Annotated in this window: 9 protein-coding genes; 2 read left to right on the top strand and 7 right to left on the bottom strand. The window is 69.6% G+C overall.

Annotated elements, in window-relative coordinates:
* Positions 1 to 91 precede the first annotated feature (91 nt).
* The 3 genes from ABT001_RS34865 to ABT001_RS34855 all read right to left on the bottom strand — a co-directional run bounded on the left by ABT001_RS34865 (position 92) and on the right by ABT001_RS34855 (position 6,210).
* Positions 92 to 2,140, bottom strand: coding sequence for an NERD domain-containing protein (locus ABT001_RS34865; protein ID WP_351285604.1), 2,049 nt, complete (start codon positions 2,138 to 2,140; stop codon positions 92 to 94).
* A 514-nt stretch (positions 2,141 to 2,654) separates the two neighbouring features.
* The gene (locus ABT001_RS34860; protein ID WP_351285603.1) at positions 2,655 to 4,049 is read right to left on the bottom strand and encodes a class I SAM-dependent RNA methyltransferase; all 1,395 of its coding nucleotides are present in this window, start codon (positions 4,047 to 4,049) and stop codon (positions 2,655 to 2,657) included.
* A gap of 109 nt (positions 4,050 to 4,158) precedes the next feature.
* Positions 4,159 to 6,210, bottom strand: a complete 2,052-nt coding sequence (locus ABT001_RS34855) for an APC family permease (protein ID WP_351285602.1) — start codon at positions 6,208 to 6,210, stop codon at positions 4,159 to 4,161.
* 367 nt (positions 6,211 to 6,577) lie between these two features.
* Between ABT001_RS34855 and ABT001_RS34850 the strand changes: the two genes are divergently transcribed.
* Both ABT001_RS34850 and ABT001_RS34845 read left to right on the top strand, forming a co-directional pair.
* A complete protein-coding gene (locus ABT001_RS34850; RefSeq protein ID WP_351285600.1) occupies positions 6,578 to 7,246 on the top strand; it encodes a potassium channel family protein in 669 nt (222 codons plus the stop codon).
* Positions 7,246 to 7,923, top strand: coding sequence for a potassium channel family protein (locus ABT001_RS34845; RefSeq protein ID WP_351285598.1), 678 nt, complete (start codon positions 7,246 to 7,248; stop codon positions 7,921 to 7,923). Before ABT001_RS34850 ends, ABT001_RS34845 begins: the two co-directional genes overlap by 1 nt.
* Before the next feature lie 66 nt (positions 7,924 to 7,989).
* Here the strand turns inward: ABT001_RS34845 and ABT001_RS34840 are convergent, their stop codons facing one another.
* From ABT001_RS34840 to ABT001_RS34825, 4 genes are all read right to left on the bottom strand, one after another.
* A complete protein-coding gene (locus ABT001_RS34840; RefSeq protein WP_351285596.1) occupies positions 7,990 to 8,760 on the bottom strand; it encodes a DUF3159 domain-containing protein in 771 nt (256 codons plus the stop codon).
* 3 nt (positions 8,761 to 8,763) lie between these two features.
* Positions 8,764 to 9,180, bottom strand: a complete 417-nt coding sequence (locus ABT001_RS34835) for an OB-fold nucleic acid binding domain-containing protein (protein WP_351285594.1) — start codon at positions 9,178 to 9,180, stop codon at positions 8,764 to 8,766.
* A 70-nt stretch (positions 9,181 to 9,250) separates the two neighbouring features.
* Positions 9,251 to 9,958 (bottom strand): response regulator, encoded by a 708-nt coding sequence (locus tag ABT001_RS34830; protein ID WP_351285592.1) that lies wholly within the window; start codon positions 9,956 to 9,958, stop codon positions 9,251 to 9,253.
* Between the two features lie 55 nt (positions 9,959 to 10,013).
* Positions 10,014 to 12,557 carry a DUF4118 domain-containing protein gene (locus tag ABT001_RS34825; RefSeq protein ID WP_351285590.1) on the bottom strand — a complete coding sequence of 848 codons (2,544 nt, stop codon included), beginning with the start codon at positions 12,555 to 12,557 and terminating at the stop codon, positions 10,014 to 10,016.
* Between the last annotated feature and the right edge of the window lie 271 nt (positions 12,558 to 12,828).

Raw genomic sequence — 12,828 nt, 5'->3', positions numbered from 1 at the left:
ACGCACAGCCGCAATCTCATCCGGAGTCACACCCTGTCAACGCAACACCGACCGAAAGGACACGCTCACCCATGTCCGACCTGACCAAGCCCTACAAGTGCTCCACCGCACCGAACAGGTACTTCCCGTACGCCTCCAGCTGGTCCATGCCCAGGCGACCGTTGTCCCGCAGTTGACGGGCGACGGTGTCCTCACGTCGCCTCGGTCCCTTCCCGTCACCACGGTCCTGGTCCTTCAACTCTCGGCTGTCGCCGACGTATTCGAGAGCGAGCACCCGACGACCCGCGAGAGTCATCGGCTCCCGCTCGTACAGCGCGATGATGCTGGAATCCCGGTGGATGCGGCCCAAGATCTGGGCTTCCCGGTCGAGGACCGCGTGCTTGGCCTCGCTCAGCGCGACCTTCAGCACAGCCACCGGCAGGGTGCCGCTACGTCGCGGCTCACCCGCGAGATCCCTCACCAGGAACGCCCGAGAGGTCGAGCCAGTGCCGAGCCGACGAACAACCTCCCAGCGCCCGGCCAGTACGTCCCCGGCCACGGCCTCCAGCGGATCCTTCTCTGGCTCGCCCTGATCCTCGTCCGATTCCGATCCCAACCCGCCGTTCCCGCCCGTGCCTGCGGCTGCGGCCGGGCCGATGGAGTCCTTATCGGTGAATGCCTGCTCGACGTACTCCAGCATCTCCAAGAAGTCGTCGACCGTAGACAGGCGCCGGCCCGGTTCGTACGCGGTGGATGCCTCCACCAGGTCGTCGATGTCCGGGTTGAGTCCGTCGACCAAGGCACTCGGGCGCAGGCTCTCACCGGCTTCCAGGCGGGCCATGACCTCGCTCTGGCTTGCGCCTGGTGCCTGCCCAGTGATCAGCAGATACGAGAGGACACCGAGCCCGTACACATCGAGACGCACCGGATCGGCCTTCGGAATCCTCAGCTCCGGCGCCAGATACGGATCAGCCTGCTCCGAGACGTGGAACCCGGACACATTTGTGGGAGCCAGGGTCAGTGGCCGGCCACGGCTGGCGCTCTGGCCTGTAGCGATCTGCCAGTCCGCGATCTGCGGCCAAGGGCTCAGCCAGCGCTGCTCCTCGCTGAGCTCCCGCCCGCGCGGGCCGCGATCACGCGGAATAATGTGCACCGCGTGCGCCGACAGGGTGCGGTGATGGACACGGCGGGAGTGCGCGGAGCGCACCGTCTCCGCGAGCTGCCGTACGAGCGCAAGGCGACCCCGCAGGTCCAGCTGCTTCCCGTGCTGCACCAGAAAGTCATCCAGCCGCAGAGTCTCCGGGTGGTAGTCGAACAGGATCGTCGGCCCAGCCGGATGCCCCGACGGCAGATAACTCTTCAGCTGTACCGCACCCGGGTGCCGGAACCGGCTGAGAACCAGCGCCTCGCGAGCAGCGGCCTGCTCCACCGAACGCCGCTCGGCGTCCGAAGCACCGCGCTCCCTGAGGAAGACCCGCACTCGCGCCAGATCATGCAGCTGGGAGTGACGGCCCAGGTAGTCGGCCCAAGTGGGCCCGGAGTCGAACGCCTTCGCATCCAGAAGATAGGAGCCCACCTCATGCTGGCGGCGGATCGGTGCGATGCCGAGCTTCTTCAGGGCCCCGTCAACGCGGCGAGACGTCTCAGCCGTTATCCGGCGCCGGGCGTCACCCGGCGGCTCGGCCAGCATTTCCACTAGCTGCTTGACCGTGAAAACGCCGTTCAGATCTGCGGCCGGCAGGTTCACACGGAGCTTGTCATCGGTGAAGCAGACCGCCTCGCCCACCCAGATCTTCGGCCGGTCCCCGGGCCGACCGGAGACGTCGTTGATCAGGCCGGCCAGTTCCTTGGCCTTCCGATTCGCTAGGTGCAGGGGGTTGCCGTGTCGCCGCTGGGTCCCGCCGGGCGTGGTCTGCACCCAGTCGTTGCCGCCGCCGTGTACCGAACCGTGCCAGTCCTTCAGCTCGAGGAGGAAAACCCCGGCCGGTGCGGTCACCAGAAGATCGACCTCACGGACATGCCCGCTGTTCGCGGTGAACGTGAAGTTCGACCAAGCGCGCCACGGCTCCTCGTCAGGCAGGCGCCTGCGGATCGCCTCCAGACCGCGGCGCTCGTGCTCGTGCTCGGACTCGGTGACCGTCGTCCACCGACCTTCCAGCATGCGACTCCCCGCCTGTATTTGCTGCGCACGTTTGTGCCTGCCGTGACCCTGCCGCCGCGATCAGGAACACGGGGCTGCCCCCGCAGAGGGAATCTTAGAGGCCGGGACTGACACCGGGAGAAGGAACCGAACTTGCACCTGACGGCCGACTCCGCATCTGACCAGCGGAAAATCCAGTGATCGCGCTCGGAAGGGCTAGCTCTGCCACGAAACGCAGCTGGGGCTGCCCAATAGCGGCGAAGCTCCCGGGAGGGAGGTAACCCGCGAAGGGCAGACATCCACCCAGCGCGTGGGCATGACCCTGAGCGATGAGTCTGGCCGCTGCTCATGCAGCAAGCACACAGCCGCTGCTTAGGCGTCCCGCAGCCGCGCTGACGAGGCTGTCTGGGCCGCACCGACCCCCTGACACCCCATCAGAACGAGCGTCAAATGAGCGTCACGAGCGTCATTTCAGCGTCAAGATATCGCCCGTAACGCCCACAACGCACATAATGCGCACGCACAAAACCGCAGGTCAGGAGCCCTTTGCGGCCGGTTCCAGGATCGCGACGCACTCTACGTGGTGGGTCATCGGGAACAGGTCGAACGCCCGCAGCGTCCGCACCTTGTACCCCCCGTCCCGGAAGTACGCGATGTCGCGCGCCAGCGCCGCCGGGTCGCAGGCCACGTACGCGATCTTGCGCGCGCCCAGCCCCGCGAGCTGCTTGATGACCTGCTTGCCCGCGCCCGCGCGCGGCGGGTCCAGGACGATCAGGTCGCACTCGGTGATGCCTGTGCGCGGCAGGACCTGGTCGACCTTGCCGTGCTCGATGCGGACCCTGTCCAGGTCCTTCAGGTTGTGCCGGGCGTCCTCGACCGCGCGCTTGCCGGACTCGATGCCCAGCACCGCGCCCTTCTCACCGATGCGCTGGCCGATGGCGCCGGCGAACAGGCCGACACCGCAGTAGAGGTCCAGCGCCATGTCGTTCTTCCGGGGCAGCAGGCCCTGCATGACCGCGCGGACCAGCGTGTCGGCCGCCTGCGGGTGCACCTGCCAGAAGCCGCCCGAGCCGACGCGGTACGTGCGGTCGTCGGCGCGCTCACGGACGAAGGCGCGGCCGTGGACGCGGTGGACTCCGCCGTCCTTCTCCTCGACGCGGAGCACGGAGACCGGCTTGTCCAGCTCGACGAGCGGCAGCCGTCCGCCCTCCCGCGGGGTCAGGATGACCTGACGGTCGTGGGAGCCGGTGGCGGAGATGGCCTCCACCGCGGCCATCTGCGGCCAGTCCTGCTTCTCGATGCCGAGCTCGGAGACCCCGGGGGCGGCGATCAGGCAGTGGTCGATCGGCTGGACCTCGTGCGAGCGGTGCTTGCGGAGTCCGGCCAGGCCGTCCTGGTCGATGGCGTACTGGACGCGGGTGCGCCACGCCGGGACCTCGCCGGGCGGAAGCTTGTCGCCCTCGGCCGGCATGACCGTGCCGTCCCAGCCGGCCTCCTCGGGTGTGAGGCCCGCGAGGCGCTGGAGCTGTTCGGCGATCACTTCGCCCTTGAGCCGGCGCTGGGCGCCGGGCTTGGCGTGCTGCCAGTCGCAGCCGCCGCACTTGCCGGGGCCGGCGTACGGGCAGGGGGCCTCGACCCGGTCCTTGGACGCCTCGACGACGGTGACCGCGTCGGCGCGCAGGAAGCGTGAGTCGCTCTCGCCCTCGGTGACCCGGGCGACGACCTTCTCGCCGGGGAGGGTGTGGCGCACGAAGAGCACCTGGCCCTCGGAGGTGCGGGCGATGCAGTGGCCGCCGTGGGCGACGGGGCCGACCTCGACCTCGTACTCCCGGCCGATCAGGGACTCCCCCGCCTTCGACTCCGCCTGCGGCTCTTCCAGCGGCTCTGCCTGCGGCTCCCCGGCCTGCGACGAGGTGGATTCGTTCTGCATGAGGGGGTGGCTCCAGAGGTCAGGAAGAAGGAAACGGCGAACGGCCGGACAACAGCCCACCAGTCTACGTGGACGGAAGCCGGCCGCTTACCACACGCGGGGCGCGGAGTCAGCCCTTGTTGCTGGGTTCCTTGTGATGGCGCCGTTCGACGGGTCCGCGGCGGACCGCGCCCGGGGCGTTCCAGTCGGCCCGCTTCCTGGCCCGCACCTTCGCGGCCTCGGAGGACTCCAGCTGGTACGGCACCGAGGTCACCATCACACCCGGGGTGAAGAGGAGCCTCCCCTTCAGCCGCAGTGCGCTCTGGTTGTGCAGCAGGTGCTCGTACCAGTGGCCGACCACGTATTCGGGGATGTAGACGCTGATCACATCGCGCGGACGGTCCTTGCGCAGGCCCTTCACGTACTCGATGACGGGTCGGGTCACCTCACGGTAGGGCGAGTCGAGGATCTTCAGCGGGATGTCGATGCCCCGCCGTTCCCAGTCGTCCCTGAGGGCCTTGGTCTCCTCCGGGTCGACGCTGATGGACAGCGCCTCCAGATGGTCGGAGCGCACCAGTTTGGCGTATGCGAGGGCGCGCAGCGTGGGGCGGTGGAGCTTGGAGACCAGGACGATCGAGTGGACGCGGGAGGGCCGGATGCTGTCGTCGGGACGGGTCTCCGGCGCGGCGATCTCCTCCGCGACCCGGTCGTAGTGCTTGCGGATGGCGGTCATCGTGCCGAAGAAGATCACCATGCCGAGCAGCGCGACCCAGGCGCCGTGGGTGAACTTGGTGGCCAGGACGACGACCAGGACCAGGCCGGTGAAGAACGCGCCGAAGGTGTTGATCGCCCGGGAGCGGATCATGCGCCGGCGCTGCGCCGGGTCCTTCTCGGTACGCAGATGGCGGTTCCAGTGCCGCACCATGCCGGTCTGGCTGAGCGTGAAGGAGACGAAGACGCCGACGATGTAGAGCTGGATGAGCCGCGTCGAGTCCGCTCCGTAGATCCAGACGAGCAGGATCGCGGCCCCCGCCAGCAGCACGATGCCGTTGGAGAAGGCCAGCCGGTCGCCGCGGGTGTGGAGCTGGCGGGGCAGGTAGCGGTCCTGGGCGAGGATCGAGCCGAGCAGTGGGAAGCCGTTGTACGCGGTGTTCGCGGCGAGGAAGAGCACGAGGGCGGTGGCCGCCGCCAGCAGGACGAAGAAGAACGTCCCGTCGCCGAAGACCGCTGCGGCGACCTGGGAGATGACCGGGTCCTGGACGAAGTCCGCGCCGACGGCGACGCCGTTGTGGATCAGGTCCTTCGCCGGGTTCTCGGCCATCTTCACGTCGGTGGCCATGGCGAGGCCGATGATGCCGCAGAACATGGTGACGGCGAGCAGGCCCATGGCAGCGAGGGTGGTCGCGGCGTTCTTGCTCTTCGGCTTGCGGAAGGCGGGGACGCCGTTGCTGATCGCCTCGACGCCCGTGAGGGCCGCACAGCCGGAGGAGAAGGCACGCAGGAGCAGGAAGACCAGAGCGAATCCGGCGAGCCCCTGGTGCTCGGGCCTGATCTCGTAGTCCGAGGTGGGGGCGTGCATGGTCTCGCCGAGGGCCAGCCCCCGGAACGCACCCCAGAGGATCATGGCGAAGACGCCGACCACGAACAGATAGGTCGGGATGGCGAAGAGCTTGCCCGACTCCTTCACCCCGCGCAGGTTCATCAGAGTCAGCAGCACGATGGCCCCGATGGCGCAGAGCGTCTTGTGCTCGACGACGAAGGGGATCGCGGAGCCGAGGTTCTCCACGCCGGAGGAGATCGACACGGCGACGGTGAGCACGTAGTCGACGAGGAGGGCACTGGCGACGGTCAGGCCGGCCTTGGGGCCGAGGTTGGTGTTGGCGACCTCGTAGTCGCCGCCCCCGCTCGGGTAGGCGCGCACGTTCTGCCGGTACGAGGCGACGACGGTGAACATCAGGACGACCACCGCGACCGCGATCCACGGGCTGAAGTGGTACGCCGACACGCCCGCGATGGACAGCACGAGGAGGACTTCTCCAGGTGCGTACGCAACGGAGGACAGCGGGTCGGATGCGAAGACGGGGAGCGCGATGCGCTTGGGGAGGAGTGTCTCCCCCAGCTTGTCGCTGCGCAGCGCCCGGCCGATCAGGATCCGTTTGGGCACGTCGGTCAGTTTGGACACGGTGAGGATCGTAAGCGCTGTGGTGACACGCCGCCGAGGCACCACCCCCTCGGCACCCGGAAAACCTTCATAATTACCCGCCCTCACCGGAAAAGTCCATGGATTCCTTAACGAAATCCTTGCGGACCGGGCAAGCCGGCGCCCCTGCCGCTCCCCCTTTTTGCTCATCGGCCCCGGGGATACGCACACTCGGATGAAGGAGTGCGGGCGTCGCCCGGATGCGGCGGTGCGCGCACTGCCGCATAAGCTCATCCACGGGCGGCGCCGAAGGCGGTTGCCCCTTGTTGCCCCGCAAGCTGAGAGAGAAGTGTGAGCAGGGTGTTTTCGCAGGTCATCCGGACGACCAGGACGGCGAGGTAGACGCGAGGTGCACATCGTCATCATGGGCTGCGGGCGCGTCGGAGCCGCTCTCGCGCAGACCCTGGAGCAGCAGGGGCACACGGTCGCCGTGATCGATCAGGACCCCACGGCGTTCCGCCGCCTCGGTTCCGGATTCGGCGGCAGAAGGGTCAGCGGGGTCGGCTTCGACCAGGACACCCTGCGTGAGGCGGGGATCGAGGAGGCCGGGGCGTTCGCGGCGGTCAGCAGCGGCGACAACTCCAACATCATCGCCGCCCGGGTCGCCCGCGAGATGTTCGACATCGAGAACGTCGCGGCGCGCATCTACGACCCGCGGCGTGCCGAGGTCTACCAGCGGCTGGGGATCCCCACGGTCGCCACGGTCCGCTGGACGGCCGACCAGATGCTGCGGCGGCTGCTGCCGTCCGGCGCGGAGCCGTTGTGGCGCGACCCGAGCGGCGGTGTGCAGCTCGCCGAGGTGCACACGACGCCGGCGTGGATCGGGCACAAGATCAGCACGCTGCAGGAGGAGACGGGCGTCCGCGTCGCCTTCCTGACACGGCTGGGCGAGGCCATACTGCCCACGTCGCAGACGGTTCTGCAGGAGGGCGACCTCGTCCACGTGATGATGCGTACGGATGAGATCGCGAAGGTCGAGGAGGCCTTCGCCGAGGGTCCCGAGGAGGGCGGTCACTGATGCGCGTCGCGATTGCCGGGGCCGGTGCGGTGGGCCGTTCCATCGCGGCCGAGCTCCTGGAGAACGGGCACGAGGTGCTGCTGATCGACAAGGCGCCGACCGCCATCTCGGTGGAGCGGGTCCCGATGGCCGAGTGGCTGCTCGCGGACGCCTGTGAGATCACGTCGCTCGACGAGGCGGCGCTCCAGCGGTGCAACGTCGTGATCGCCGCGACGGGTGACGACAAGGTCAACCTGGTCGTCTCGCTGCTCGCGAAGACGGAGTACGGCGTCCCGAGGGTCGTCGCCCGGGTGAACAACCCGAAGAACGAGTGGCTGTTCAACGAGTCCTGGGGGGTGGATGTCGCGGTCTCCACGCCGCGTCTGATGTCCGCCCTGGTCGAGGAGGCGGTGAGCGTCGGCGATCTCGTCCGGCTGCTGCGCTTCAGCCACGGCGACGCCAACCTCGTCGAGCTGACGCTGCCCCCGGAGTCGGCGCTGGCCGGCACCCGGGTGAGCGAGGTGGCGTGGCCCGAGGACACCTCCCTCGTCACGATCATCCGCGGCACGCGGGTGCTGACGCCGAGCCCCGAGGAGACCCTGGAGGCCGGTGACGAGCTGCTGTTCGTGGCGGCCCAGGCGCGCGAGGAGCAGCTGGAGGACCTGCTGTCGGTCCGCCGCGAGCCGGCCGGGGACTGAGAGCGGACGTACGCACGTGAGGGCCCCGGACCGATTCCACGGTCCGGGGCCCTCAGGTGCGCGGCCTCAGAGGTCGTAGGTGCGGGCCTCCGCGGCGCGGGCGTTCTGTTCCGCCTTGCGTGCCTTCTCGGCCTGTTCCTCCGCCTCCATCTCCGCGAAGACGTCGATGGGCGGGGGAGCCTTGACGAGGAAGACCCAGGTCAGATACACCGCGAGCAGGAACGGCGGGATCTTGAGCGCGACCAGCACCCAGCCGAGCTGGGTGGTGTCGGCCCACCAGTACAGCGGGAAGAGGATCGCGCACTTGGCGAGCAGGATCAGGCCCCATGCGTAGCTGGCCTTGGCGTACGCCTTCTTGCGGCCCGGGTTCCTGGTGCGCCAGGAGAGGTTCTCCTTGAAGACCGGGCCGAGGATCAGCCCGATCAGCGGCACCCCCGCGAGGGTCGTGACGAGGTACGCGACGGCGAGCCCGAGCGTGTAGAGCATGCCCGGCAGGTAGAAGGCCTTGGCGTTGTCCGTCATCAGCGCGAAGAGCACGCCGAAGCCCACGCCGAAGACACCGCTGAAGGCGTGCTTGACGGTGTCCTTGCGGATGATCCGTACGACGACGAGGGCCAGGGAGACCGCGACGGCGGCGACGGCCGAGGCCGTCAGGTTCTTGTTGATGGTGAAGATCGTGACGAAGAGCAGCCCGGGCAGGACTGTCTCCACCATGCCGCGCATGCCTCCGAAAGCCTCGGAGAGCGCGGCTTCCGTGACCGCCTTCGCGTCGGCTTCCTGCTGTTCGGTGCGGTGGGGCTGGTCCGTATCGGACGTCGGCTTGTCGAGAGACGTCACCGGCTACTCCTTGCCGAGCGGTCGGAGTTCGTATGTGGGGTTGAACAGCACCCGGCGCCCGTGGCTCATGGCCACGCGGCCCGACACGATGAGCTTGCGGCCCGGTTCGATGCCGACGATGGAGCGCCGGCCCAGCCAGACCACGTCGAGCGGGGCGGTTCCGTCGAAGATCTCCGCCTCCAGGGCGGGCACTCCGGCCCGCGGGCGAAGGGTGACGGTCCGCAAGGTACCAGTGACCTTGACGATCTGGCGGTCCGCGCACTCGGAGATGCGCGTGCAGCCCGACGCGTGCGTGTCCTCCTGCAGCTCCTCGGACTCGAGGTCCTCCTGGGAGCTGGACAGCCGGTCGAGCATGCGGCGGAAGCGGCCGGACGGCTTCTCCGTCCTGCCGGACTTCCCGGATCGGGGAACAGCGCTCATACCCGAAGGGTACCGGTCTCCCGACCCACGGGCTGGCCCGCGTGGGTGTCACCCGAACGAGGGATCCTGGTCACTCCGGAACAGGTCGTCCCCGCTCGAAGCGGTAGCCCATGCCCGGCTCGGTCACGAAGTGCCGGGGGTGCGAGGGATCCGTCTCCAGCTTGCGGCGCAGCTGCGCCATGTAGACCCGCAGATAGTTGGTCTCGGTGCCGTAGGAGGGGCCCCAGACCTCCTGGAGCAGCTGCTTCTGGCTGACGAGCCGCCCGGCGTTGCGGACGAGGACCTCCAGCAGGTGCCACTCAGTGGGCGTGAGCCGTACGTCGCGGCCCTCACGGTGGACCTTCTTCGCCGCCAGGTCCACGGTGAACCCCTCGGTCTCGACGATCACCTGGTCGTCGCCGCCGTCCTGGCCGACCGGTTCCGCCCGGCGGACGGCGGCGCGGAGCCGGGCCAGCAGCTCGTCCATGCCGAACGGCTTGGTGACGTAGTCGTCGGCCCCGGCGTCCAGGGCCTCGACCTTCTCGTCGGAGGTGTGCCGGGCCGAGAGCACGAGGATCGGCACCCGGGTCCAGCCGCGCAGGCCCTTGATCACCTCGACGCCGTCCATGTCCGGCAGCCCGAGGTCGAGGACGACGACGTCGGGGTGACGCGCCGCCGCGAGCTGCAGGGCGGTCGCCCCGTCAGGCGCCGCGTCGACCTCGTACCTGCGCGCCTTCAGGTTGATCACGAGCGCGCGTACGATCTGCGGCTCGTCGTCGACCACGAGCACCCGGGTCATCGCGGACCTGCCTTTCCGGAATACGTGTACGGGGCGGGGATGCGCCCCGGGGATCTCATGTGGTGAGGTGCGCGGGCGGTACGGGACCGGCCCGTACCTGTCCTGGCGCGGCGGTGAGGGTGAGGACCATGGTGAGTCCGCCTCCGGGGGTGTCCTCGGCGTCCAGGGTGCCGCCCATGGACTCCACGAATCCGCGGGCGACCGCGAGCCCGAGGCCGACCCCGGCGCCGCGTGGAGCGTCACCGTACCGCTGGAACGGTTCGAATATGCGTTCCTTGGCCTCGTCGGGGACCCCACGGCCACGGTCCACCACCCGGAGCTCGACGCGTGCGCCCAGGGAGCTGGCGGCCACGGTGACGCGTTCCCGTCCGGAGCTGTACTTGACGGCGTTCTCGACGATGTTGGCGACGGCCCGTTCCAGCAGCCCGGGGTCGACCGCGACCATGGGCAGCGTCTCGGGGATGTCCAGGTCGACGCTGCCCTCCGGTACGCCGCCGAGCGCCATCGGGACGACCTCGTCGAGGTCGATCTCGCGGATCAGCGGGGTGACCGTGCCGGTCTGCAGGCGCGACATGTCGAGCAGGTTGCCCACCAGGTGGTCCAGCCTGTCGGCGCCGTCCTCGATGGCGGCCAGGAGCTCCGCCTCGTCCTCGTCGGACCAGGCGACGTCGTCGGAGCGCAGCGAGCTCACAGCGGCCTTGATGGCCGCCAGAGGGGTCCGCAGGTCATGGCTGACGGCTGCGAGCAGCGCGGTCCTGATCCGGTTGCCCTCGGCGAGCCGTCTGGCCGCCTCCGCCTCCCCCACCAGACGCTGCCGGTCGAGCACGACGGCCGCCTGTGCGGCGAAGGCGCCGAGAACCCGGCGGTCCTCGGCCGGCAGCACCCGGCCCGAGAGCGCCAGCGCCATGTGGTCACCGACGGGCATGTCCACGTCCGCGTCGTCCGGCCGGGCCACCGGGGCGGGGCCGACGGACCCTGCGCAGGTCCAGGGATCGACGTCGCTCCGGCGCTCCAGGAGCGCGACGGATTCCATGGCGAAGGTCTCGCGGACCCGGTCCAGCAGGGCGTCCAGGGCCGTCTCGCCCCGCAGCACGCTGCCGGCCAGGGCGGAGAGGATCTCCGACTCCGCTCGCAGCCGGGCCGCCTGGTGGGTACGGCGGGCCGCCAGGTCGACGACCGACGCGACCGCGACCGCCACCGCGAAGAAGATCACGATGGCGACGAAGTTCTCCGGGTCCTGCACGGTCAGGGTGTGGGTGGGAGGGGTGAACCAGTAGTTCAGAAGCAGGGAGCCCGCCGCCGCCGAGGCGAGTGCGGGGGCCAGTCCCCCGAGCAGCGCGGCGGTGACGGTCATGAAGAGGAAGAGCAGGACGTCGTTGGCGAGGCCCGGCCCGTCCTCCAGACCGTGCAGGAGCAGGGTCAGAACGGACGGACCGCCGACACCCGCCAGCCAGCCCGAGACGATCCGGGTGCGGCTCAGACGGGCCCCCCGCGCGATGGGCAGTCCGCGCCCCTTGGCCACCTCTTCGTGCGTGACGATGTGCACGTCGAGGTCGGGGCCCGACTCGCGGGCGACGGTGGCCCCGACCCCGGGGCCGTAGATGTACTGCCAGGTCTTGCGGCGGCTGGACCCGAGGACGATCTGGGTCGCGTTGACGCCCCGGGCGAACGCCAGGAGCGCTGAGGGTATGTCGTCGCCTATGACGTGGTGGAAGGTGCCCCCGAGGTCCTCCACGAGGGTGCGCTGGACCGCGAGCTCCTTGGGCGAGGCGGAGGTCAGCCCGTCGCTGCGCGCGATGTAGACCGCGAGGATCTCGCTGCCGGAGCCCTTGGCGGCCATCCGGGAGGCGCGGCGGATGAGCGTACGGCCCTCGGGGCCGCCGGTCAGGCCGACGACGATGCGCTCCCGGGCCTGCCAGGGGGCGCTGATGTCGTGCTCGCCCCGGTACTGCTGGAGGTACTCGTCGACGCGGTCGGCGACCCAGAGGAGTGCCAGCTCACGCAGGGCGGTGAGGTTGCCGGGGCGGAAGTAGTTGGACAGGGCCGCGTCGACCTTGTCGGACTGGTAGATGTTGCCGTGGGCCATGCGGCGGCGCAGCGCCTGGGGCGACATGTCGACGAGCTCGATCTGGTCGGCCCGCCGGGCGACCTCGTCGGGGATGGTCTCCTGCTGCCGTACGCCGGTTATCGACTCCACGACGTCGCCGAGGGACTCCAGGTGCTGGATGTTGACGGTGGACACCACGTCGATGCCGGCCTTGAGGAGCTCCTCGACGTCCTGCCAGCGCTTGGCGTTGCGGGAGCCGGGCACATTGGTGTGGGCCAGTTCGTCCACGAGCGCGACGGCCGGCGCCCGTTCGAGGACGGCGTCGACGTCCATCTCCGCGAAGACGGCCGAGCGGTGTTCGATGTCGCGGCGGCGGATCTGCTCCAGGCCGTGCAGCAGCACCTCGGTGCGCGGCCGGCCGTGGTGCTCCACGAACGCGACGACACAGTCCGTGCCGCGCTCCACCCGGCGGTGGGCCTCGGCCAGCATCGCGTACGTCTTGCCGACGCCGGGTGCCGCACCCAGGTAGATCCGAAGCTTGCCGCGTGCCATGGCCCCATTGTCTTCTCTGTACCGGCTGCCGCAGATACGGGGAGCCGATGTCGAAGCTACCCCGAGAATTTCCGGCATATGGGGTCAGGGCCGGGCGCGGGGTCCGTATTGACGGGATTCTGATGCGCCGGGCGCGCGCCCGGCGCGCAGAGGCCGGTGGGCCGCGCCCCGGGGAGTCCTCGCCCTGCTCACCGGTCCGGCGGAGGCCCGGTCCCTGCTGGGCACCCGCCCCGTGCCCGAGGGTGAACTGAACGACGTGGTCGAGGCGGCG

Source organism: Streptomyces sp. NPDC002793, from assembly GCF_040295485.1.
In the GTDB taxonomy this organism is placed as follows: domain Bacteria; phylum Actinomycetota; class Actinomycetes; order Streptomycetales; family Streptomycetaceae; genus Streptomyces.
This window is presented reverse-complemented; position numbering and strand designations above follow the sequence as displayed.